The 23,584-nt window shown below is 35.9% G+C and carries 19 protein-coding genes; 5 read left to right on the top strand and 14 right to left on the bottom strand.

The features are described 5' to 3' along the window. Nucleotides 1–39: 39 nt before the first annotated feature. From ACFQ13_RS07805 to ACFQ13_RS07795, 3 genes are read right to left on the bottom strand one after another with little or no spacing between them, the layout of a single operon-like run. On the bottom strand, nucleotides 40–468 hold the full coding sequence (locus tag ACFQ13_RS07805) for a DUF4268 domain-containing protein (RefSeq protein WP_386115943.1): 429 nt from the start codon (nucleotides 466–468) through the stop codon (nucleotides 40–42). Further along, nucleotides 469–1,143 (bottom strand): ZIP family metal transporter, encoded by a 675-nt coding sequence (locus ACFQ13_RS07800; RefSeq protein ID WP_386115941.1) that lies wholly within the window; start codon nucleotides 1,141–1,143, stop codon nucleotides 469–471. A 5-nt stretch (nucleotides 1,144–1,148) separates the two neighbouring features. Next, complete coding sequence (locus ACFQ13_RS07795; RefSeq protein ID WP_386115939.1) at nucleotides 1,149–1,880, bottom strand: class I SAM-dependent methyltransferase; 732 nt, start codon at nucleotides 1,878–1,880, stop codon at nucleotides 1,149–1,151. 363 nt (nucleotides 1,881–2,243) lie between these two features. Between ACFQ13_RS07795 and ACFQ13_RS07790 the strand changes: the two genes are divergently transcribed. After that, nucleotides 2,244–3,401 carry a THUMP domain-containing class I SAM-dependent RNA methyltransferase gene (locus tag ACFQ13_RS07790; RefSeq protein ID WP_386115937.1) on the top strand — a complete coding sequence of 386 codons (1,158 nt, stop codon included), beginning with the start codon at nucleotides 2,244–2,246 and terminating at the stop codon, nucleotides 3,399–3,401. A gap of 314 nt (nucleotides 3,402–3,715) precedes the next feature. On the opposite strand, the gene ACFQ13_RS07785 is transcribed toward ACFQ13_RS07790, so the two are convergent. From ACFQ13_RS07785 to ACFQ13_RS07740, 10 genes are all read right to left on the bottom strand, one after another. Beyond that, nucleotides 3,716–4,192, bottom strand: a complete 477-nt coding sequence (locus ACFQ13_RS07785; protein ID WP_386115935.1) for a hypothetical protein — start codon at nucleotides 4,190–4,192, stop codon at nucleotides 3,716–3,718. Nucleotides 4,193–4,264: 72 nt separating this feature from the next. Next, a complete protein-coding gene (gene ppk2 / locus ACFQ13_RS07780) occupies nucleotides 4,265–5,074 on the bottom strand; it encodes a polyphosphate kinase 2 (protein ID WP_386115933.1) in 810 nt (269 codons plus the stop codon). A gap of 16 nt (nucleotides 5,075–5,090) precedes the next feature. Then, nucleotides 5,091–5,945, bottom strand: a complete 855-nt coding sequence (gene ppk2, locus ACFQ13_RS07775) for a polyphosphate kinase 2 (RefSeq protein ID WP_114309048.1) — start codon at nucleotides 5,943–5,945, stop codon at nucleotides 5,091–5,093. Between the two features lie 134 nt (nucleotides 5,946–6,079). Next, nucleotides 6,080–8,491: an alpha-ketoacid dehydrogenase subunit alpha/beta gene (locus ACFQ13_RS07770; RefSeq protein ID WP_386115930.1), complete on the bottom strand. Its 2,412-nt coding sequence runs from the start codon at nucleotides 8,489–8,491 to the stop codon at nucleotides 6,080–6,082. 300 nt (nucleotides 8,492–8,791) lie between these two features. Further along, nucleotides 8,792–11,632, bottom strand: coding sequence for a metalloprotease (locus ACFQ13_RS07765; protein WP_386115929.1), 2,841 nt, complete (start codon nucleotides 11,630–11,632; stop codon nucleotides 8,792–8,794). Next, nucleotides 11,633–12,904: a T9SS type A sorting domain-containing protein gene (locus tag ACFQ13_RS07760; protein WP_386115926.1), complete on the bottom strand. Its 1,272-nt coding sequence runs from the start codon at nucleotides 12,902–12,904 to the stop codon at nucleotides 11,633–11,635. 27 nt (nucleotides 12,905–12,931) lie between these two features. Continuing rightward, the gene (locus ACFQ13_RS07755) at nucleotides 12,932–13,618 is read right to left on the bottom strand and encodes an LOG family protein (protein WP_114309052.1); all 687 of its coding nucleotides are present in this window, start codon (nucleotides 13,616–13,618) and stop codon (nucleotides 12,932–12,934) included. A 169-nt stretch (nucleotides 13,619–13,787) separates the two neighbouring features. Then, nucleotides 13,788–13,955: a lmo0937 family membrane protein gene (locus ACFQ13_RS07750; RefSeq protein ID WP_114309053.1), complete on the bottom strand. Its 168-nt coding sequence runs from the start codon at nucleotides 13,953–13,955 to the stop codon at nucleotides 13,788–13,790. Nucleotides 13,956–14,136: 181 nt separating this feature from the next. After that, entirely contained in the window at nucleotides 14,137–16,962 is a 2,826-nt protein-coding gene (gene uvrA / locus ACFQ13_RS07745; RefSeq protein ID WP_386115923.1) for an excinuclease ABC subunit UvrA, read from the bottom strand. 215 nt (nucleotides 16,963–17,177) lie between these two features. After that, entirely contained in the window at nucleotides 17,178–20,048 is a 2,871-nt protein-coding gene (locus tag ACFQ13_RS07740) for an AsmA-like C-terminal region-containing protein (RefSeq protein WP_386115920.1), read from the bottom strand. A gap of 355 nt (nucleotides 20,049–20,403) precedes the next feature. Between ACFQ13_RS07740 and ACFQ13_RS07735 the strand changes: the two genes are divergently transcribed. Continuing rightward, a complete protein-coding gene (locus tag ACFQ13_RS07735) occupies nucleotides 20,404–21,018 on the top strand; it encodes a fumarylacetoacetate hydrolase family protein (RefSeq protein WP_386115917.1) in 615 nt (204 codons plus the stop codon). A gap of 213 nt (nucleotides 21,019–21,231) precedes the next feature. On the opposite strand, the gene ACFQ13_RS07730 is transcribed toward ACFQ13_RS07735, so the two are convergent. Beyond that, nucleotides 21,232–21,420, bottom strand: coding sequence for a hypothetical protein (locus tag ACFQ13_RS07730; RefSeq protein ID WP_114309055.1), 189 nt, complete (start codon nucleotides 21,418–21,420; stop codon nucleotides 21,232–21,234). Nucleotides 21,421–21,520: 100 nt separating this feature from the next. Between ACFQ13_RS07730 and ACFQ13_RS07725 the strand changes: the two genes are divergently transcribed. From ACFQ13_RS07725 to ACFQ13_RS07715, 3 genes are all read left to right on the top strand, one after another. Further along, nucleotides 21,521–21,961, top strand: coding sequence for a DUF2452 domain-containing protein (locus ACFQ13_RS07725; RefSeq protein WP_386115914.1), 441 nt, complete (start codon nucleotides 21,521–21,523; stop codon nucleotides 21,959–21,961). 361 nt (nucleotides 21,962–22,322) lie between these two features. Further along, nucleotides 22,323–22,469: a hypothetical protein gene (locus ACFQ13_RS07720; protein ID WP_181858371.1), complete on the top strand. Its 147-nt coding sequence runs from the start codon at nucleotides 22,323–22,325 to the stop codon at nucleotides 22,467–22,469. A 336-nt stretch (nucleotides 22,470–22,805) separates the two neighbouring features. Further along, entirely contained in the window at nucleotides 22,806–23,567 is a 762-nt protein-coding gene (locus ACFQ13_RS07715) for an NYN domain-containing protein (RefSeq protein WP_386115911.1), read from the top strand. Nucleotides 23,568–23,584: the final 17 nt, after the last annotated feature.

Here is a 23,584-nt window from a genome sequence, read left to right as displayed (position 1 = left end):
TAATTTCAGAAGTTGAAATATGCTTTAAGTCCTAAGTGTTTAGCCTTTTATGATTTCGCTATACTCGTGAAAAAAGCTTTCAAACAGGTCCATGTTTTCGTTAAAGAACAGCATTACCTCTTGCCAAGTATTTTTATTGTGGATGGAGACCTTCTGTTCTAAAGGCAGATAGATCCGAGAGATTTCTTTACCATTCTCTAAAATATAAGCTTCTTCAAAAATTGCTCCAGGGAGATAATCATTTTTTAAAATGCCTTTTAAAGCGGTTAGTTTTTCCCAATAGTTAATACGGTTTTCTAAATCATCTTCTATATCTAAAGCAATAAGAGCGCTTTTGGTATCGAAATGAAATTTAAACGAAAATCCTTTTATTTTAGTATCATACAATAACCATTTTCTCGGAAATGATTTCCCGAAACTGATCCAGAATTCTTGTCGTAATAATCTTGATTCTTCTTTTGAAAACATTTAAATAAAATAAGCGATTACTATACCTAAACTAATGGCAATTAATTTAGATAAATTAAATTTATGACCTTCACCAGTTTCAAATAAAATGGTGGTAGAGATGTGTAAAAAGATTCCAATAACAAAAGCGTTAATCATATCTACATAAGTTGTCATAAAACTAGAGGTATTAGAAATTAACGTTCCTATTGGGGTCATAGCTGAAAAAATAACTAAAAATAAGGTTATTTGTAATTTGCTATAATGCGACTGTAGTAAGAAGGTGGTAATTAATATTGCAATGGGTATTTTATGAATTAAAACCCCATAGACCATATCGTTATGTTGATGGATAGGAAATCCTTCTAAAAAACTATGAATACTTAAGCTTACAAACAGCATCCACGGAAAGGTTTTATCTTTTTTATGAATATGCACGTGCCCATGTTCTGCTCCCTTAGAAAAGAATTCTAAGATTATTTGAAGCAAAATACCACACATAATATAGAGGCCTGTAAGTTTAGCGTCTATGTTTTCGTAAACTTCAGGAAGTAAGTCAAAAAAAGTTAAAGCCAATAAAAAAGCCCCACTAAAGGATAAGAGCAGTTTGGTGTAGATTGATTTTTGCTTTTTAGTAAGTAAAGCAATCACAACACCGATACCAACCGCAAATAAGGGTAATAAATAACTATTCATGTCATCTATTTAAATATCATAATCATACGTTCTGATGTTTGCGAGTGGTATTTGTTTAATTTGTAATCACCAAATACATCTAACAAATGCACGCCTGCTTTTTCAAATAACAATTCAAAATCCTTTAGAGTAAAGGCTTTAACACGTTCTTGAAATTCAAAGTGTTGCCCATCAGCTTCAAAACTAATATCTTTTATAATATAACCCTCTTTCACCGAGCGTTTTTGGTGGAACGTAATCCCATCTACGGTTTTGGTGTCTTCAGGTATTAATTGTTCGATAATAAAATTGGTGTTCATAAAATCGATAACCCCAAAGCCATACGTATTTAACTCTGATTTTATAGCTTTAATGGTTTCAAGGTTACACTTTTCATCATCAAAATAACCAAAACTGGTAAAAAGATTAAAAACAGCATCAAAAGTCTCTGGATAGGGCTGGCTCATATCATGAACTTTGAAGTCTAAGGTCTCGTTAGCAAACTGTTTGGCATGTGTAATACTTTGTTCTGATAAATCTACGCCAGTAACTTGGTAACCTAAAGAGTTTAAATACACAGAATGCCGCCCTTTTCCACAGGCTAAATCTAAAATTTTAGCGCCTTCGGGAAGGTTAAGGTAATCCGTGAGGTTATCCATAAAAGTTTGCGCTTCCGTATAATCTCTGTCTTTATATAAAATATGGTAGTAAGGGGTGTCAAACCACGATGCATACCAATGTTCTGTTGATTTTGTCATATTCATCTCTCGTTAAATAGAGAGGTTTTTTTATTAAAAATTAGGTTGTTAAGTCTTGTTTTATAGCCCTAACATTTAGGTTGTAAGTGTAAAATTAATAACTATACTTTAACCCTATATGGTAACCTCGCAGCCTAGTTTAAAATTTAGGATGCCATCCTGCAAAAATACTGTATTTTTGCAACGAACTCATAGGGACTTTTAGTTTTAGATCAAAAAGTTTGGCTTTTAGAGGAAATGTTCATGATTTTTTTGTGCCATAGCGGTATAAGAGTTAAAAATCATAGAAAACACGACTTAAAAAAGCACAGATTTTAGAGCTTATAAAGGCTTAGAATGAGTGCGAACAATTTGACGAAATTTATGGATAGTAATTACAAAATGTTAGCCAAAACTTTATTTGGCTTTGAAGATATATTAGCAAAGGAATTAACGCAACTGGGCGCTATGGAGGTGCAGAAAGGCGTGCGTAATGTTAGTTTTGTTGGGGATAAAGGCTTTATGTATAAGGCTAATTTAGGAATTAGAACGGCCATAAAGATTTTAAAACCTATCCATTCCTTTAGGGTGGCACGAGAAGAGGATCTTTATAAGCATGTAAAAAATATAAAGTGGGAAAACCATTTAAAAGCTACCGGAACTTTAGCTGTAGATGCTACCGTTCATAATAGTGTATTTACGCATTCTCAGTATACCGCTTTAAAAACTAAAGATGCTATTGTAGACCGTTTTAGAGAGAATGGTGGGACACGTCCTAATGTTGATTTACGCTTTCCAGATTTAAAGATTAATGTTCACATAGACCGTCAGCGTTGTACGATTTCTTTAGATACTTCTGGAGAATCCTTACATAGACGTGGTTATAAATCGGCAACAAATATTGCTCCCATTAATGAAGTTTTAGCTGCCGGATTAATAATGATGAGCGGTTGGGATGGTCAAACCGATTTTATGGATCCGATGTGTGGTAGTGGAACGATGTTGGCAGAGGCCGCTATGATTGCCTGTAACATTCCGCCAAACTTAATGCGAAAAGAATTTGCTTTTGAACGTTGGGAAGACTGGGATGTTGATTTATTTGAAAAAATTGAAGAATCGTTACTTAAAAAGACCCGCGATTTTCATCATAAAATTTACGGTTATGATAAGTCGCCTTCTGCAGTGGCTAAGGCTAAAGAAAATATGAAAAATGCACATTTAGATGAATTTGTGCAAATTCAGCATGAAGATTTCTTTAAAACTCAGAAAGCCGGTGAAGAGAAGTTACACATGGTGTTTAACCCGCCTTATGGGGAGCGTTTAGATAATTTAAATGTTGAAGAGTTTTATGGTAATATCGGTACTACACTAAAACATGGTTATCCTAATACCAATGCTTGGTTAATTACATCTAATCTTGAAGCTTTAAAATTTGTAGGCCTAAGACCTTCACGTAAAATTAAAGTCTTTAATGCAAAACTCGAAGCCCGATTAGTAAAATACGAAATGTATAAAGGAAGCAAGAAAGTGCATAAACAATAATTCTGTTTATTCGGTTTTAGTCTTAGCTTCTGTTTGGACTAAGGTGATTGCTTTTAAAAGTTTTTTAGCTCCTGATTGTGTTTGGTCGTAGCCTACGCCATGCCAGTCAGGATGCTTCTTTTCAATAAAGTTAAGCAGTGCTTTTTTGTTAGCTTCCCAGACTGTGTTATCAAAATTAACATACAGGGTTTCTATTGCAGTTATATGATTGTGCTTAAATTTTAGCCTTTAAATTACCTTAAAAGGCAATCTAATAGAGCGGTTATAGGTTGAAGTAGCGCAACGCTTTTACGGATACTTTGTGGAGAGTACACCTAATGAGATAAAGCATCTAATTGAACATTATAATCGTATTGTAGGTCTTCATGCAACACGGAAATTTTCTTTTTTATGGAAAGGATTTGGCGCTCGTAAATATTACTCAATGTGGTGTTTTTATGAATGGATGGTCTTAACATATTCATTTGTTCACAAAAATAAAGGAGCAATTCTACTTCGGTCGTTTTCTTTAAGGAATACCGACTGTACACACGGATTTCGCGTAATATTTTTCGAATTGTTTTCTTCATATAAAAATAACTGTCCGTGTTCATGCCTTCAAATAAGGCGTCTAAACTTAACTTAACACTTGCAATATAACCGTCTTCATCATGCGATTCAAACAATAAATAGGTGAGTAGGGCTTTATTTTCTTTTTTAAATTTTCCTAAGCGCAAACACAATTCTAGCAGTTCGTCTTGAGAGCGGTGTTTTAATTCTTTTTTTATGGTAACAATAGATTCAATCTTCATAATATAATAGTCAAACTTAAAAATAGGGCATAAGGCGTGTGGGTAAACCTTTATTTTAGTGCGAAGGGCTTTTTAATCTTTTAAGACTATTTTTATAGTTTGATGTTTTATGTTCTTAACGTTTTTAGTTTCGTAAGGAATACTTTTTAAGATGTACTCAAAAGCATTAATGCGAGCGTTGGTTTTTCTGTTGGCCTTTATAATTTTCCACGGTGCGGCGACCTGTGTTTTTTCAAACATCACTTCTTTGTATTTGGTGTATTCATCCCACAACGAAATGGCACGGCGGTCTACATCGCTATATTTCCATTTTTTAGTTGGGGTACTAACAATATCTTTAAAACGGCGTTCTTGTTCGCTTTTTGTAATTGAAAAATATAGTTTGAGCAAATAAATTCCGGAGTCCTGAATCATTTTTTCAAAGTCGTTAACCTGATTCATAAAAGTTTCATACTCGGCTGGCGTACAAAATCCATTTACAGGTTCTACCACAGCACGGTTGTACCAACTACGGTCAAAAAAAACAATCTCTCCCTCATTAGGTAAACGCTTAATATAACGTTGAAAATACCATTGTCCCATTTCTGTTTCATTAGGTTTTGGCAAGGCTACCACACGGATGGCTCTAGGGGGTAAGTGTTGTATAACACGTCTTATGGCCCCACCTTTTCCTGCGGCATCTCGACCTTCAAAAAGGATAATAACTTTCTTGTTGTTTTTGGCTACCCATTGTTGTAAAATGAGCATTTCTTCCTGAAGTTTTTCCAAGCGTTTCTCGTACTTTATAGTATTTAAAGTTTTGGAAATATTAAATTGCTTTTGTCTTAATAAAGCTTCAATGCCTTTCTTAGTATTGAGAAGTTGTATGTTTTTATCAGTCATCTTAAAGCGGGATTGGTTAACGGTCTAGTTGAACGGTGTTTCTAAAATAACGCTGTACAATGTTAGGATCGGGTAATATGGAGTCGCAATTGCTTCCTTTATTATCATAATCAAACAGACTTAATACATATTTTATGCTTTCTAAGCGGGCTCGTTTTTTATCGTTAGATTTTATAACCACCCAAGGACTAAAGGCGTTGTGTGTTCTGGAGAACATTTGGTTTTTGTAGGTGGTAAATTCATCCCATAATTCTTGACCTTTTTCATCTACAGGGCTAAACTTCCATTTTTTAAGCGGATTCTTTAAACGTTTTTCAAATCGGCGTTGTTGCTCGTCCTTCGATACCGAAAACCAAAATTTAATAATAATGGTATCAGATTCATACAGCATGTGTTCAAACTCAGGCACCTGAATCATAAATCGCTTATATTGGGCTTGGCTGCAAAAGCCCATCACGGGTTCTACAACAGCACGGTTATACCAACTTCGGTCAAAAAATACAATCTCCCCAGCGTTAGGAAGTTCCTTGATGTAGCGGTTAAAGTACCACTGATTTTTTTCAATTTCAGTAGGTTTGTTAAGTGCCACAATACGACGCGCTCTCGGATTTAAATGTTCAGTAAAACGTTTTATTGCCCCACCTTTTCCGGCAGCATCACGCCCTTCAAAAATAATAGCAATTTTTTTATTCTCTTTCTGTACCCAATGCTGAAAGTCTACAAGTTCGGCTTGTAAAGGAAGTAATTCTTGTTCGTAATAATATTTTTCTAAGGCCGCCTTGAACGTGGGATGATCGGTTTGATGATCTTTAATAAAATTGACCAGATCGGCTTTAGATTTGAAGGAACTAAGAATTTCTTTTGTAAGCATATAATCAGTGTTGGTTATAGATGTGTTGAAAGTTAAATAATTCTATTGACATTTTCATACTACAAAACCATTCTGCATAAAAAAACCTTCCTTTGTATAAAAAGAAGGTCTTTAAACTTATAATGAAATTGTGATTAGCGTAATTTTGGATGTGCTGTAGGATTTACTTCATGCATCACATCGTAAACAGCTTCAAAAATATCTTCGGTAGACGGTTTAGAAAAATAATCTCCATCTGTTCCGTAAGCCGGACGGTGTTGTTTTGCGGCTAAAGTTTTTGGAGCACTATCTAAATACTGAAATGCGTTTTGAGTATTTAAAATTTCATCTAAAATATAAGCTGAAGCACCTCCAGAAACATCTTCGTCAATGACCATAACACGATTGGTTTTAGCAATACTCTTAACGATGTCGTGATTAATATCAAAAGGAAGTAAAGATTGTACATCAATAATTTCTACATCAATACCAACTTGCACCAGTTCTTTGGCTGCTTTCTCCACAAGTCTTAAGGTAGAACCGTAAGACACTAAAGTGATATCTTCCCCTTCTCGGATGGTTTCTACTACACCGATTGGGGTTTTAAATTCGCCAATATTATTCGGTAATTTTTCTTTTAAACGGTAACCATTTAAACATTCTACGACTAAAGCTGGATCGTCACTTTCTAGTAAGGTGTTATAAAATCCTGCGGCTTTGGTCATGTTTCTAGGAACTAAAACATGAATACCTCTAATAAGGTTTAAAATTCCACCCATTTGAGAACCAGAATGCCAAATACCTTCTAAACGGTGTCCTCGCGTTCGTACAATTAAAGGTGCTTTTTGGCGGCCTTTAGTTCGGTATTGCACAGTCGCTAAATCATCACTCATAATCTGTAGCGCGTACATAATATAATCGAGATACTGAATCTCTGCAATAGGTCTAAGCCCTCGCATGGCCATACCAATACCTTGTCCTATAATCGTTGCTTCTCTAATTCCGGTATCTGAAACACGAAGTTCACCGTGTTTTTCTTGAAGACCTTCTAAACCTTGGTTCACATCTCCAATATAACCGGCATCCTCACCAAAAATTAAGGCTTCAGGATATTTAGTAAAGATGGCATCAAAATTTTCACGAAGTACCACACGTCCATCTACTTCTTCAGCTTCAGTGTTATACGTCGGAAGAATTTCAGCTTGATTTAAAGGGCTTTGTTCCGATTGGCTATGTAAGTGCGAACTGTATTTAGGTTGAACATTGTTTAAATAATTATTCACCCAATTCTGAAGCGCTACTTTTTCAGGAGTTTGCTCTGAAACCACATAACGTAAAGCTTTACGCGTTGCCGATAAAATATTCTTTCTTAAAGGCTCGTCAAAACCAGCTAATTCATTTTTTAATTTGGTAATAAAGGCAGCGTTTGGGCTAGAGTTCGCTAAGTTGCTTAATAGTGCTAAGGCCTCTTTGCGTTCTTCAATAATAGGATTGATGATGGCAGACCAGGCCGCTTTTTTACCTTCTCTAACGGTTTTTTTAATACTACGCTCTAAAGCGGTTAGTTCTTCGTCGGTAGAAATATTGTTTTCAATAATCCAATGACGCATTTGTACATTACAATCGTATTCTGCCTCCCATTTTAAACGATCTTGATTCTTGTAACGTTCATGAGATCCTGAGGTAGAATGCCCCTGAGGTTGGGTTAATTCTTGTACGTGAATCATCACCGGAATATGTTCGGTTCTAGAAATTTTAGCAGCACGTTGGTAAGTGTCAATCAATTCAGGATAGTTCCAACCATCGACTCTAAAAATTTCGTAACCTTTATCTTTTTCATTGCGCTGAAATCCTTTTAAAATTTCAGAAATGTTTTCTTTTGTTGTTTGGTGTCTGGCGTGTACTGAAATACCGTACTGGTCGTCCCAAATACTAATAACCATAGGTACTTGTAATACACCGGCAGCGTTTATGGTTTCAAAAAACAAACCTTCACTTGTACTGGCGTTACCAATGGTACCCCAAGCGATTTCATTACCTTCTTTGGAGAATTTAGTTGTATCGATACCATCAACTTCTCTATAAATTTTAGACGCTTGTGCTAATCCTAATAATCGTGGCATTTGCCCTGCAGTAGGAGAGATATCGGCACTAGAATTTTTTTGTTCTGTTAAATTTTTCCACTGTCCATTTTCATCTAAACTGTGCGTTGTAAAGTGACCTCCCATTTGACGTCCGGCAGACATTGGCTCGTTATTTAAATCTGTATCTGCATAGAGGCCGGCAAAGAATTGTTCTATGGTAAGCTCACCAATAGCCATCATAAAGGTTTGATCTCTATAATATCCCGATCTAAAATCGCCATTTTTAAAGGCCTTAGCCCAAGCAATTTGCGGAATCTCCTTTCCATCACCAAATATGCCGAATTTAGCCTTACCAGTGAGGACCTCTCGACGACCTAGTAAGCTACATTCTCGGCTTGTGACAGCGAGTTTGTAGTCGTTTAAAACTTCTGTTTTAAAATCGTCAAAAGTAATCTCTGTTTTGGTGTTAGAATTTGTATTCATTATAGGAACTGTTTTTTTAGATGATACCAAATAAAACTTCAGTGACAACACTGCTCATTTCTAATTCAAGATTGGCAAAACTCAAAAAGCTATAGCTTATTTTTATTTCGTAATAAACTAATTTCCTTTGAGGATGCACTCTCTAATTACGAATTTAGATGGTCTTGCAAAACTACAAAAATTATAAATTTTATACAACCTTGAAAAAGCTAAAGGTGTTGTAGAATTCTTAGTTAATTGTTGTTTTTGCTGAAAATAATTCAATAAAAGGATAAATTTTAACGCTTCAATAAGAATTTATTAATACCACTTTCTGCGGAAGAGACCGAGAAGCACTTGAGGGTCAACGGTAAACATAAATCGAATGCTCTGATCGTAATTGGGTTGTGCAATTTCCCAACCCAAATTGGAATACACCGGAAGGTAAATTTCAAAATAATCTTCAACCAGGTTTAAGCGAATTCCAGAATCATAAACAAACTTAGGATTTTGATATTTATTTTTTAATAAGCCCACATCGCCATAAGCTTGGATATAACGCCAAATGGAAGTGCTAAAATTCGCTGTGGTCATCCATTGGTTGGCAAAGGGTGTTTCTAATTTCGATTTAAAACCACCCTCGGCAATGATAATTTGCTGACTAAATATACCGGCCGCTTCTGAACGCCCTAAATAATTAAAATCGAATAAGTAATCGGTTGGTCGGTCTAAGGCAAAGCTAAAATAATTGGAGCTCGGGTCTGAGTTATTCTCTAAAAATAAGCCTGCAAAAAATCTAAAATTGATGTTTCTGTTGCTTTTGGTGAGTTTTCTAAATTCGTAGTTAAAGGCTATTTTACTAAACTTATCGGCTATTTGAATGTCTGTAAATAACTTAGAATAATTAATAACTCCAGGATTAGAATGGGTGTATCTTAGATTGAAAACGCCATAATCGGGTTCGTCTAAAATTACGGTGGCATCGGGACCTATTTCTCTTTCAATACTGACGTAACGCGCTGAAATTTGATCGGTCTGATTAGATCTTATATAGGCGTCATTTCTGAAGGTAAATGATACCGAAGGACGAATACGTGTAAAAAAGGCATCATTCGCAAACGATTGGTAGCCTGCAGATAGTCCGTAGGTGATATCGTAAAGATTTTGGTCTTCAAAATTATGCGTGTAAAAGATAGACGTGGACCCGGTAAGTGCCTTTGATTTTGTGGCGTATTGGGGTGAAAAACGGTAATTAAGACGTTTTCTTAAAATGGTTTTATTATACATTTTGGTTCCCAAAGTAAGCCCATCGTAGATATTGTTGAACTCTACCAAGGGCATAAAGAAAATTTGATTGTAATTAGGGTCTTCAATGTCTTTAAACAAGCGGAATTGAAAAGGTTTGTTGTTTAAGAACGAACCGTTAACAGCTTTGTAATTATCGCGTTGGTTGTATTCTGGAATGACATTGTCATAGTCTAAAACAAATTTATTCGTGCTATCTTTTTCTACATGAATGGTTTTTGTACCTTTTATATTTTCGACCCATAATCGTCCTATCACAGAATCGTTTTTCAACTTAAATACCGAAATAGGCATCGTATTATCGCGCTTATTTTTAATGGTAACTTCTAGAGAATCTTCTAACTCAACGACAGACGAAATTTTAAAATCTATTTTTTTACGGGTGTTTAAATAGTCTGTAAAAAACCAACGAATATCCTTAGAGGTTTTAGAACTAATGTACTGGTCAAAGTCGTTTGCCGTAACCGTTTTAAGTTGATAGGTTTTTAAGAACGCTGTGAAGAGTTCAGGCAAACTAACATCGTCTGTAAATTCATCTAAATAATTTAAGCCAACCCCAGCTTTATATTTACCAGCAATATTGGCGTTAAATTTAGTTAGCGAATCTTTAGAGGTGGTTATGGGCTGATCGCGGTTTTTCCGAGCTATTTCCATAGAATAAAGGAAATACTGAAAATTAAAATCGACATCGGCAGCATGGAACGCTCTAATGCCCCAAACATCGGCTAAAGTTCCTAAAAGTTTGACGTCTGGGTAATAGGTTTCAACATATTTCATTAAATAATAGACCTGAAGCCCTTCACTTAACCAATGTTCTTTTCTAGGGTTTAGTAATAAGACGTTGTCTAAATATTTTTTTAAAGCAGTTTTCAGCAGTTTTAATTCGTACTGAAAATCACTTGGAAAGGGTCTGAAAAAAGAAGGCAATTGGTTGAGTCCGTAAAGCGGGTCTTTCCGGTAATCTATAGAAGACACGAGTAATTGGTTGTGTGGGTATTCGCCTAAGTTGTCCGTTAAATAGCGGGTAATTTTATCTGTAAGTAGTGCTTTTTTGGTGCCGCTTAAACCTTTCTCTTCAATATTAGAGATGATGGTGAAATTGTCGGTTTGTACAAAATTAAAGGTCGGAAATTTATGTAAGGACAGATAGGTGTCTACTCGGTTTTTACCACTAAGAATGGTGGTTTGTATGCCTTTGTCTTTGTTAATCGTTGTGGCGTTAAAATCTAACTCTGAGGTGATTTTATAATTCCGAGGATAGGTGATCCGTAGGTTTATATCGGCCTTAGGAACATATAAATCGTTAAGGTTTTTATTGCTGTAGTAGTGCCAGGTTCCGTCGTAGACCACCGGAGTCATGTACCAGTATTTTAGGTCTAAATTTTGATCTTTGGTGATGCCATAATCGGTGAAAGTAGCATCTGGAAGGATAAGCTTATAGCGAAGTCTTAAGGCATACGAGGCTTGAGGCGCTAAAGGTTGTGCAAGATTGACTTGTATAACGTCTGGGTGCGCTTCTAAACGTTGGTGCGTTAAAGCTACACCTTCTGGATTTTCAATGGCCGTAACTACGGTAAAACCACGTTGCTCGTTTTTAGCAAGGTGAAATTTAGTGCTAAATTCTTCTTCAAAACGTTTTGCTAAGGGTGTAGATTTGGTTGAATAACTGTTGTTCCAATCACTGAGGTAAATGGTTTCTAAAGTGTCATCCGAAGTATTTTGATAAACCAAGGTTTGATCTACAATGATAGTTTTATGGTTAATGTCTACCTCTGCATTAATCTCAATACTATTTTGTGCGGTTAAACCACTACAGAACAACATAAAAAGGACCGATATGAAAAAGAATTTATTCAATTAAATGTGGATGAATTTTAAGGGTTGAAATGCATTAGTTGATGATTTTATAAAATATAAGCCGTCCCTTAAGTCAGACACATTAAGGTACTGCAAAGGATTGCTGTTTAGTTGTATCGATTTTATACGTTGCCCTAAGTGATTGTAAATTACAATAGTTTTTTCATATAAGGCCGTGTTATTTACCTTTAACCTTAATTCATCAGGGGTCATGGTGTTTTCTAGTGTTAAACCCAATGATGCGGTAAAATCTTCAACACTTAAAAACGTTTCGTTCGTTGTTAGCGCTAATGTAACGGGAAGATGATCGCTAAAATTGTACAAGTGGGTTCTTAATTCATACGAAAAAGGTGACCCAACAGTTTCGCATTCAGGTGCGTTAATATCGTGATTCCAACAAGATTCTAAACCGTTATTCCCATAAGCTTGATAAGAGTTAGGAACGTAAGTAATCGCGGCAGAAGAAGCCATGTATTTAGAGGTAAGAATGAAGTCGAAACGATCATCAAAACCTCCGGTAGCTCCACCAAAACCGGTTTGTGTCCGTGTAGATTGGGTAAAAACATCGGCGTAATCTGTATTGTTGTGCCAGCTACCAATGCGGTTCGCTGGGTCTATAAAAGTAATTGTGTTACTAGGGCTTATAAGATCTTGAAAAGCCGATTCGTTTGCGGTATAAATATTTAAATCCCCACCTAGGATAACGTTAGCATCGGGAGGTAAGTTGTCCAGGTAGTTTTCTAAATTGTTAACCATGGTGGCCCGTCGCTGAGAGTTTTCAGTTCCGCTTGAGGCCTTAAGGTGACCAATAACAACATAAAGCTCTATAGGGTTACTCTCTTGGTTTACGGTATTTAATTGTAGACGGTAAATATTAAAATCGCGTAGATCTGTAGGCACTATAATTTCTTCTTCAATGCTGAATTTAGAACTGTTATAGTACAGAAGGTTTTGTAAATCATTTTGGTCGCCGCTATTGTCGTCTGAAGTGTTAGTGACAAAGGTGGCCATTTGAAAATTAGCGTCAATACTGGTTTGTGTTGCCCCTAAAATTGCGGTCGCACCATCAAAAGTATTGAGCTCACAAACTAAGAAGAGGTCGGGTTGGTAATCTGAAAGGATATATTCTAAATCTGTAATCCGATTAGAAACCGCGTCTTCCGAAGGAAAATTTAATAAATTATAGAACATCACTTTAACCGTCTCTTGAGCCGAAACTAAAGTGATGCTCCATAAAAAGATAAGGAGTGTCCCTAATATTTTCTTTTTCATAGCATTGAATGGAAAAAATAGAGGGATTTAGAAATTTGGACTTAAATCGTATTCTTTATAGAAATCATCTAAAATAGCAATCACCTCTGCTGGGGTGTCTACCAAGTGAATTAAGTCTAAATCTGTAGCGCTAATATTTTTAGCTTCTACAAGTGTTTTCTTTACCCAATCCATGAGTCCGCCCCAGAAATCTGTACCGACAAGAATTATTGGGAAGCTTTCAATTTTATGAGTTTGAATTAAGGTGATGGCTTCAAATAATTCATCTAAAGTTCCAAAACCTCCTGGCATAACTACGAAACCTTGTGAGTATTTTACAAACATTACTTTTCTTACGAAGAAGTAATCAAAATCTAGACTTTTATCAGAGTCAATATAAGGATTATCGTGTTGTTCAAAAGGAAGTTCAATGTTTAAACCTACAGAAGTTCCTCCTGCAATATGAGCTCCTTTGTTACCGGCTTCCATAATTCCTGGTCCACCTCCGGTGATTACCCCATAACCATGTTCTACGATTTGTGTGGCAACTTCTTCAGCTAATTTATAATATTTATGATCGGGTTTTGTTCGAGCAGATCCAAAAATAGAGACACAAGGTCCTATTTTACTTAGTTTTTCGTAACCGTTAACAAATTCTCCCATGATTTTAAAAATCGCCCAAGAGTCATTTGTTTTTACTTCATTCCAGCGTTTGCTATTACTTTCTTTGCGCATAAGTTTATTCTAATTATAACATATAAAAGCCATAACTTAATATGGCTCACTTTTAACTTCGATAGTTGCTCAAAGTTAAGTTAAATTGATTTAAATAAGGAGGTAATGTAAAAAAAAATAAGCGTACCAAATGCTATGGATACGCTTAAGATTTATATGAGTTTTGGGCCTATAATGGTTTTCTGCCCGAAATGATGTTATATAAAATAACGATGACTGCAATAACTAATAAGATATGAATAAGGCTACTGCTACTCATACCAGGTATAATGTTTAATAAACCAAGTAACCAAACGACTATACAGATCACGGCGACTAACCAAAGAATACTTTTCATAATTTTTAAGATTTTTGTTGTTAATATCTTGAAATTATAAAATTAGTCTTGCGCTACAAAATGTTAACATCTAATGCGTTAAGATTAGCCTCTTTTCAGTTACAAATGGCTTCTATAGATGGTTAGACGTTAGTTTTTTGCAGTTTTTATTCCGAAAACCTCTAGTGTTTTAGGATGTGGTTTACATCTCTTTTTTCAAAAATTTAGCCGTGTAACTCTTTTTGTCTTTAATAATCTGTTCTGGAGTGCCTTTTGCGACCAATTGTCCGCCACCTTTTCCGCCTTCGTAACCAATATCTATAATATAGTCTACGGTTTTTATAACATCGAGGTTGTGTTCAATAATTAAAACGGTATTCCCTTTATCAGCGAGTTTATTGAGGACTTTCATTAAAACCCTAATGTCTTCAAAATGCAGTCCGGTAGTGGGTTCATCTAAGATATAGAAGGTATTCCCTGTGTCGCGTTTACTTAGTTCTGTGGCCAGCTTAATACGTTGGGCTTCACCTCCAGAAAGTGTTGTACTCTGTTGGCCCAAGGTAATGTAGCCTAAACCAACGTCTTTAATGGTTTTAAGTTTTCTATGGATTTTAGGGATATGCTCAAAGAAACCAACAGCTTCTTCAATAGTCATATTTAAGACATCACTAATTGATTTCCCTTTATATCGAATCTCTAAGGTTTCTCTATTGAAACGTTTCCCTTGGCAGGTTTCACATTCTACATAGACATCGGGTAAAAAGTTCATCTCAATAACACGTAAACCGGCGCCTTGACAAGTTTCGCAACGTCCGCCTTTCACATTAAAACTGAAGCGTCCTGGTTTATACCCACGAATCATCGCTTCTGGAATTTTGGCAAACAGGCTTCGTATTTCGTCAAACGTTTTGGTGTAGGTCGCAGGATTACTTCTCGGGGTACGCCCAATTGGAGATTGGTTAATGTCTATGACTTTATCTAAGTGCTCTAAGCCCTTTATACTTTTATAAGGCATAGGAACTTTAACACCATTAAAGTAATGGGCATTAAGAATCGGGTAGAGGGTTTCGTTGATTAAGGTCGATTTCCCACTTCCTGAGACGCCAGTAACACCAATCATTTTTCCTAACGGAAACTCGACATCAATATTTTTTAAGTTGTTCCCAGTACAGCCTTTTAAAACTAATTTTTTACCGTTTCCTTTTCGGCGTTCTTTCGGGATTTCGATTTCACGTTCGCCATTAAGATAGGCTGCCGTGAGTGTATTTTGCGATAATAATTCTTTTGGGGTGCCTTCGCTGATAATTTCACCTCCAAATTTTCCAGCAAATGGCCCAATATCAATAACGTGATCAGCACGCTCTATCATGTCTTTATCGTGTTCTACAACAATGACCGAATTTCCTACATCGCGCAGTGAAATTAAAGAATTAATAAGCTTCTCGTTATCGCGTTGGTGAAGTCCGATACTAGGTTCATCTAAAATATAAAGAACACCTACCAATTGCGAACCTATCTGTGTGGCCAATCGAATACGTTGTGCTTCTCCACCCGATAAGGATTTAGAACTTCGGTTTAAGGATAAATAGGTAAGACCGACATCGAGTAAAAACTGAACTCTATTTCTAATTTCCTTAATGATTTCAGCAGAAATTTGTTGTTGTTTTGGTGATAAGCGCTCTAATAAGCCTTCTAACCAAAGTCCGAGTTCTACCACGTCCATATGGGCTAACTCTGCAATGCTTTTTCCGTCTACTTTAAAATATAAGGATTCCTTGCGTAAGCGAGACCCTTCACAAATCGGACATTCTACTTTGTCCATATATTCTTTAGCCCAACGCGTTAGGGAGGTCGAGTCCGAATTGTATTGGCTTTCAATAAAATTGGCAACCCCTTCAAAATCAATTTTATAATCGCGAGTTACTCCAAGAAGTTTACTTTCTACGGTAAATTTATCTTTTCCGCCATAGAGAATAATTTGTTTGGCAGCTTCAGGAATATCCTTCCAAGCATCGTTTAACGAAAACTCAAAACGTTGTGCAATGGTTTCAAATTGCTTAAAAATCCAACTTTTCTTTTGTGGGCCATGAGGGGCTAGCGCTCCATTTTTTATGGATAACGACTCGTCAGGAACGAGTTTATTAGGATTAACCACAAACAATTCTCCAATACCATTACAATTAGAACATGCGCCTTTAGGCGAGTTAAAAGAGAAATTATTAGGCTCTGGATTTGGATATGAAATTCCAGAGGAAGGGCACATTAGATTACGACTAAAAAATCGTGGTTCGTTAGTGTCTTGATCAATTACCATCAATACATCCTCACCGTGATACATGGCGGTATTGATACTTTCCATAAGACGTTTTTCATCGTTCTCGGTGGTATCAATCTTTAAACGATCAATAACAATTTCGATATCGTGGGTTTTGTAGCGATCGAGTTTCATTCCTTTTTTGATATCTACAATAGCTCCATCAGTTCTAACTTTAACGAAACCTTGTTTGGCTATTTGCTCAAATAATTCGCGATAATGCCCTTTACGAGAGCGGATCACTGGCGATAAGATATTAATGCGTTTGCCTTTATAAGCGTCTAAGATAAGGTCTTTAATTTGCTCATCGTTATAGCTTACCATTTGTTCTCCAGTTTCGTAGCTGTAGGCATCAGAAGCTCGTGCGTAAAGTAAACGCAAAAAGTCATAAATCTCCGTAATAGTTCCTACAGTAGAGCGTGGCGATTTACTCGTGGTTTTTTGCTCAATGGCAATAACAGGAGATAGGCCGTCAATTTTATCAACATCTGGTCGTTCTAAATTTCCTAAAAATTGACGCGCATAAGCTGAAAAGGTTTCAATATAACGCCGTTGTCCTTCCGCATAAATCGTATCGAAAGCCAATGACGACTTACCACTTCCAGACAAGCCTGTTATCACCACTAGTTTTTCTCGTGGAATGGTGACATCAATGTCTTTAAGGTTGTGAACGCGTGCTCCTTTTACTTCAATTGAATCGTTGAATTGGCTCATATATGGTTTTATCCTCCTATTGTTTTTAAGAAAGTTGCAAAGGTACAAATTATCAATCTAACTTAGTTTCCGACCAAAATCATTTGATTTGATTGTGATACTGTCGTGTTTTAAGTCGGATTGAAGACAGATCGGTTAACTGTTCCGTACAGTACTTTGAAAAGCTAAATGCCAAAACTCAAGACATATTGCTACAATTGATATGAGAGGCGCTTTTAGTTTATGCTATCTGATTTTATCTCGTTGATGTCGTTCTGCAAGGTATTTATTTTGTTTACCGATTGACTATCTCTCAGGGAATCTTTACGTTTAGAAATGTCTTCTAATTGGGCGTCAACGGCACTCGTGTCATCTGGTTCCTCTGAACTTAAATCTTTAGATTTTTTACCGAGTTTTACCTCAAAATCATCACTGGTCCCTTCAATAACCACAGGAATACCTATAAGGCCTAAAGGGGGCAAGCCAATACGCATTTTAAGACTTAGGTCGCCATCAAAAGAGGTTTGTCCTTCAGCTCTTAATCGGAATGGGCTCACTTTAAATTTAAACTGTTCTATAGCTAACACATTATTACTTACGGTAGAGTTGATGGTGATTTCAGAGACTTTAGGGTCATTTAAAGCGTCAAATCCTGATTTTTCAGAAACTTTCCCGAGAAGTTTATAACCGTCAAACTTTACATCGTGTACTTTAAGGATACCTTCTCCTTTTAATGAAGGCATCACGGGGAGCATAGTGTCGTCTAACACCCCAGTGAGTTCATAGGTTACAGAAACAATTCCAGAGGCTTGGGCGGCGGCCGGTGCCAATTCTTTAAAGAGCGCCATGCTATTGTAACCTTTTTCAATATTTAATTGTTTCGCGTCAATATTTAATGCGAACAGAGCCTCTTGAGTTGAAGTAGGCTGATAAAATCCTTCAATTTTAGCGCTACCATCTACCATATTTAAAGTGCTATTTTTTAAGAAAAGCCCTTGGTCCTTTATTCCTAAATCTCCTGAAAGCTTTGTGATATTAAGCTTATTGTAATCTAAAGTGTCGATAATAACTTTGATGGCAAGATCTACATTTTTTGGAATTTGCATAACGCCACTCACAACGTTTTCAACAGTATTGCTGTTTGATATACTGTCTGTTTGTGCTGTTAATTGTGCTTCTTTTGGAAAGAATTCTGTGATGTCAATTTTAGGCGCTTTTAATTGTAAATCTCCTGTAAGTATGCCTTTTGAATACAAGGCGTAATCCATATAGTTTCTAAAATACCCGTCCATAAGCACATGAGATGATTGGTGCTGAACGGCAAGGTTTGTAAAGGCCATTTTATCATTTAAGAATAAAAATTGACCTTCGCTGATTACTACAGGATAAGGTAACATCTCTGAGGTAAACGCAAGATTTTTTAAGTTTAATGTTCCGCTATTTGCATTTTCGGCTTGTGCGTTATTAAGTTGTCCTTTTAAATGCATGTCTGCGGTAAGTTGGCCGTTTGTAATGACTAAGGGTAAGTCAATAACATCATTTAAGGCCGTAAAATCAATAGCGCCTTTACTTGTAATGTCGTATTCGGGTTGGTCAAAATTTTTGAGGAAAGCCGTGCTTGTAAATTGGTTTCCTAGGAAACTAAAATTTAAGGTATTGATAGTTAAAGTAGACGCTTCATAGGTTTCACCTGTATTTTCTATAAGAGCATCTAATTCAATATCTCTAATAGGTTCAGGGTGTCCCGAGGTCTGTAATAAGCCCGAGGTTAATTTAAAAGCTCCTTTGGTCTTTGGGAGTTTTGAGCTCAATGGCTTGTAAACCCCATCAGTAGTAATGTCTGTAACTAAGATACCATTAAATTTAAGGTCTGGTAAATTTAAAGTTTCATTAAGGATATCGAGGTTGAGATGCGATTGAATAGCCGATTTTACATACAGAGAGTCCGATGTTCCATTGATGATGAGATCTCCTTGAGTACGTTCGTTATTTAACGTAAAATCTAGGTGGTCCACTTTAAAATTAATATTGTCATTGGTGATATCGCCATTAAATTTTAGTTGTAAATCTTCCAAGGCTTGAGGAGCATTATCGTGTTTTATGGTACCGTTAGCAACAGTCACATCTACTTCCATTTTATCTACAGCTGAGGCTTCTGGAACCGTACCCGAATACCCTGCTAGGTTAAATGTAGCGTCTAAATCGCCTTTAAGCGTTACTGCTTTAGACCAATCTGAATATTTTGGAGGTAAGGCACTCATTACTTTTTCTAATGAGCCATCTTCAGTTTTGAAGTGTAGGTTGTAGGCAATTCCGTTGTCAAAAACATCGAGGTTTCCGTTGAAATTCACTTTTAAATCATTGAGTGAGATGGAATTTTTATCTAAAGCTACCGATAAGTTTTCGGTGTCGTAGATGGTAAAGGCTTTGGCTTCTATTTTTTTACCGCTCAAATAATCGGTATGATTAAAGGTGATATTAACACTATTGATATCCAATCGAGATCCCAATTCTAATTTGCCATCTACAATACCGCCACGGCCATTATAATTAAGTCCGTTAGAACTAAAGGTTAATCCGTTGTCATTATCAATATAGTGAATCGATGCATTTTCAAGTTTAAGACGTCTCAGGTTGAGATTTAAATCAGACGCCGTTGTATCTTTTGCAACGGCAGTTGTATCTGTAGTTTTATAGATGTCATAATTGCTTCTTCCAAAGGCATCTTTAATCAAATAGATATTACTATCGGTAAGGTAGGTTTCAGTAATGACCACTTTATCTGAAAAAATGAGTTTAAACACATTGACGCCAAATCCTAATTCCTTAGCATTAATCAAGGTGTCTTGTTCAAAAGGTTTAGCACTGGCTAAATTGACATCTTCAAATGAAAAGGTTAGGGAAGGAAAGTGATTAAAAAATGAAATGTTAGAGTCTTTAAACTGAAGTTCGGTACTCAAATTGCTGTTAATCCCTTTTTTTATTTCATTAGAAATAACATCATTAAATAATGAAGGAATAGCAAAAAGGCTAATGATAAGCAATCCTAATACTATAAAACTCCATTTCAGAATTTTTTTCCAGCGGTTTGTATTGGTCTTTTCCATGAACGTGCGACTAACATTAAAGAATTAGCCGTCAAAATTAATCTTATTTTAATCCTACGGAATTGTATCGAAGGGAATTATAGCAATTTACTGTGTTAAAGTCGTGTGAAGGTTTTAGTCATTCATCTCTAAATGAGAGGAAAATTATAAAGGATAGGTGTCGCTTGGGATGCTATGACAACGCATTAGAGGTAAATGAGGTCACGATACCATTTTTCTTAAAACCCGATGAGTAATAAGGTTTTGTGTTTTAATGGGGTTAAAAATAAATTTTAATAGCGGGCTTATTTTTTAGTCAAAATTACAAAGGCTTTTAATATCTTTAGTCTTAATTAATTTTGAAAGATAAAACCGTATGAAAATAATAGGTATTGGCAAAAACTATGTCAACAGCATATCAGAAATTAGTGCTATAAAAACAGGAGCACAAACAATATTTACGAAACCAGATTCTAGTTTAGTTACCGGTAATTCCGATATCGATTTTCCTAAAATCACCAACCAATTAGCTTATGAAGTAGAGTTAGTGGCTAAAATAGGAAAACGAGGGAAAGACATTACTTTAGATGCCGCAGAATCTTATATTTCTGAATTGGCTGTGGGGATTGATTATACGGCAAAGGATGTACTGAGTGCCAGTAGGGAGAATAAAGGCCCATGGGCTTTAGCTAAAGGTTTTGATGGCGCCTCGCCTGTATCTGCATTTCAACCTGTATCTAATTTTACCGATCTTAAAGCTATTAATTTCGATCTAAAAATTAATGGTGAACAAAAGCAAGTAGGAACCACCGGACTTATGATCTATAGTTTTGCTGAAATCATTGCTTATGTTTCTTCGTTTATGACCCTAGAAGAAGGTGATCTTGTTTTCACAGGAACTCCAGCGAGTGGTGCAGGATTTGTTGAAAAAGGCGATCATTTGCAAGCTTCTATTGAAGGCGAATTGTTTTTAGATTTCAAGATGATCTAAGGACGTTCTTAGACCGATACTTTTAGCGGTAAAAGTTTTAAAAAGTGAATTAAAATGTGGTAGCTCGTGGAGGTCCCACATTTTTTTGTTTAAAGTCGTTGTATGGTAAAGACGTTTTAATCCTTACGATCAATTTTATTGTAAGCACGGATAAGTAATACAGCCCATATCACTACACATACCGAAACAAATATTGAAAACGAGAAAATTATATCATTTGCCTCCATTGAATATTTGTTTTATAAAGATGACTAATCCGAGTATGGTAGGGGCCCACAGGCCTATAAAGATGGCATGTAGCTCATCGCCTCTAAGAAATAAGTATTCGGCCACCACAATAATTAACAAACAAAGTGCTAACATAAAGAGGTTTAAAGGGCCTATTTTTTTAGTGAAATTCATTCAGGTGATTTAATTATGGTTCTAAATTAAATAAAAAAATACAGCCTTTTCATTTTAATGGGCTTAAAGTCGTTTTATCTTTGTAAAAAGAGAGAAAGCGATGTCTAAAGCCAAGAAACCCGATCAAGTTGTTTTTAACGAAGAGACCCAGAAGTATGATGCGGCCTTAAAACCTTATGCGACTAATGTAGGCGCTCCTTCTATAAAAGTTAGCGATAATTCTACTTGGAAAACGAGAAATATCAATAAGGCAAATAAACAAATTCAAGCGCGCTATCTCGAGCTAAAGGCGGAGTACGATAAAATGATGGAAGTGCTGGAGTACAATACGCTCGTTTATAATTCGCGCTACACTTTTGAACCGTTGGTGGGAGAAACTTACCACTTGTATCGCGATAAAAAAGAACAGGCCTTTTTATCCATCATCGCTCCGCAAGACTGTAATTTTAACCATATCGGGAGTTTTATGCTGAACAGTGAACTGATTTGGAAAAAAGTTGATCCCAATACAGGACTTCAAGCCACTGAAGCTTCGGTGTAATTTGTTTTGTCATTACATAGTAAGCCTAATGCAGTTTTAGATGACATATGAGATGGATTTGAATAGGGATTCTTCAAAATTAAGAGGCTTAGATACAGAGATTAGGATTCTGTTTTTTTAATCTGAAGGCGTAAAAGTTGTACATCAATTGTAAATAATATAGAGATCTATTCATGATTTTATGGAGGCGGTCGGAAGTGAATCAGGATGAAATTTTCAGTTTATAAGGCGTCTAATGTTTCTTTATTGACACTTAAACGTTAATAGAATGCTAAATATCTGATTTTGCAATTATTATAGTGTTTTTGGACATCCAAAATATCGTTCAAGTCGTATATTTAAAATAAATCTATGACGCGTTATGAAACTACTACAAGAATTTAAAAACCGGCTACACAAAACAAGTCCAATTTCAGAAGACGAAAACACTATCGACCCTTTTGATGAATTTAATACTTTAGACACAGATACAAGTTCTAATGATGAAGACATGTTTCTGTTTATTTAAGACTTTAGTTGTAGTGTTAAAACCTATTAAGCACCCCTAAATTTTGATTTAGAGGGCTTAAGCATGCCATAAATTCAGCTAAAAAAGAATTGTTCTATTACCATTTCGTCATGTGGTTTTTATGAACATTTTTTTATGCTTTAACTATAAACCTCGCTTTTCTTATTTGGGCTAGGGCTTTAATTTTTACTGGTAAAGTCCGCAATAATATCTTCAGAATAAAACAAACATTAGGTCTTCCAATGCGTATGAGTTAAAATCAAAACCAATTGCAGCGTCTATTTTGTTTGAAAGCCCTTATCTTTAGGTACAATTTAAAATTAGAAAAGAATACTTATGGATATAAAATTAGCCGTACTCATTGATGGAGATAATATTCCGTCGGCTTATGTAAAAGAGATGATGGAAGAAATTGCCAAATACGGAAACCCTACAATTAAGCGCATCTATGGGGATTGGACCAAGCCCCACCTTTCAAAATGGAAAAATGTCCTTTTAGAAAATGCCATTACACCTATTCAGCAATATGGCTATACCACAGGGAAAAATGCAACCGACTCCGCAATGATTATTGACGCTATGGATATTTTATATTCTGAAAAAGTAGACGGGTTTTGCTTGGTGTCTAGTGATAGTGATTTTACACGATTAGCAACACGTTTGCGTGAAGCCGGTATGGCAGTTTACGGTATTGGCGAAAAGAAAACGCCAAATCCGTTTATAGTGGCTTGTGATAAGTTTATATACATTGAAATTCTAAAAAATCAGCGTGAAGAACGTCCTTCAGAATCAAGTACAGCACCAACCTCACCGAAAAATGATTACGATACTATAACGCAAAAAGAAATTAACTTCATTGCCACCACAATTGATGATGTTGCTGATGATGACGGTTGGGCCTTTTTAGGTGATGTGGGGAGTTTACTGCAGAAGAAACAGCCTAATTTTGATTCAAGAAACTATGGTTTTCAAAAATTAACACCATTAATTAATTCTATTCCCGATTTTGAAATTGAACGTCGTGAAGATTCAAGAGGGCGGTCTAAATTAATTTATGTAAAACTAAAGGACGAAAAACCGAAGCGAAAAAAGAAGTAAAATCTATTTAGGTTAAA

It is taken from the genome of Winogradskyella rapida (assembly GCF_042675845.1).
Lineage (GTDB): Bacteria > Bacteroidota > Bacteroidia > Flavobacteriales > Flavobacteriaceae > Winogradskyella > Winogradskyella rapida.
This window is presented reverse-complemented; position numbering and strand designations above follow the sequence as displayed.

Bases quoted from the DNA above. Each gene is read 5' to 3' on its own strand.
- ACFQ13_RS07750 (WP_114309053.1), bottom strand. From the start codon at position 13,955: ATGAAAAGTATTCTTTGGTTAGTCGCCGTGATCTGTATAGTCGTTTGG.
- ACFQ13_RS07790 (WP_386115937.1), top strand. From the start codon at position 2,244: ATGGATAGTAATTACAAAATGTTAGCCAAAACTTTATTTGGCTTTGAA.
- ACFQ13_RS07715 (WP_386115911.1), top strand. From the start codon at position 22,806: ATGGATATAAAATTAGCCGTACTCATTGATGGAGATAATATTCCGTCG.
- ACFQ13_RS07730 (WP_114309055.1), bottom strand. From the start codon at position 21,420: ATGAATTTCACTAAAAAAATAGGCCCTTTAAACCTCTTTATGTTAGCA.
- ACFQ13_RS07735 (WP_386115917.1), top strand. From the start codon at position 20,404: ATGAAAATAATAGGTATTGGCAAAAACTATGTCAACAGCATATCAGAA.
- ppk2 (WP_386115933.1), bottom strand. From the start codon at position 5,074: ATGACTGATAAAAACATACAACTTCTCAATACTAAGAAAGGCATTGAA.
- uvrA (WP_386115923.1), bottom strand. From the start codon at position 16,962: ATGAGCCAATTCAACGATTCAATTGAAGTAAAAGGAGCACGCGTTCAC.
- ppk2 (WP_114309048.1), bottom strand. From the start codon at position 5,945: ATGCTTACAAAAGAAATTCTTAGTTCCTTCAAATCTAAAGCCGATCTG.
- ACFQ13_RS07760 (WP_386115926.1), bottom strand. From the start codon at position 12,904: ATGAAAAAGAAAATATTAGGGACACTCCTTATCTTTTTATGGAGCATC.
- ACFQ13_RS07755 (WP_114309052.1), bottom strand. From the start codon at position 13,618: ATGCGCAAAGAAAGTAATAGCAAACGCTGGAATGAAGTAAAAACAAAT.
- ACFQ13_RS07770 (WP_386115930.1), bottom strand. From the start codon at position 8,491: ATGAATACAAATTCTAACACCAAAACAGAGATTACTTTTGACGATTTT.
- ACFQ13_RS07785 (WP_386115935.1), bottom strand. From the start codon at position 4,192: ATGAAGATTGAATCTATTGTTACCATAAAAAAAGAATTAAAACACCGC.
- ACFQ13_RS07795 (WP_386115939.1), bottom strand. From the start codon at position 1,880: ATGACAAAATCAACAGAACATTGGTATGCATCGTGGTTTGACACCCCT.
- ACFQ13_RS07725 (WP_386115914.1), top strand. From the start codon at position 21,521: ATGTCTAAAGCCAAGAAACCCGATCAAGTTGTTTTTAACGAAGAGACC.
- ACFQ13_RS07740 (WP_386115920.1), bottom strand. From the start codon at position 20,048: ATGGAAAAGACCAATACAAACCGCTGGAAAAAAATTCTGAAATGGAGT.
- ACFQ13_RS07800 (WP_386115941.1), bottom strand. From the start codon at position 1,143: ATGAATAGTTATTTATTACCCTTATTTGCGGTTGGTATCGGTGTTGTG.
- ACFQ13_RS07805 (WP_386115943.1), bottom strand. From the start codon at position 468: ATGTTTTCAAAAGAAGAATCAAGATTATTACGACAAGAATTCTGGATC.
- ACFQ13_RS07720 (WP_181858371.1), top strand. From the start codon at position 22,323: ATGAAACTACTACAAGAATTTAAAAACCGGCTACACAAAACAAGTCCA.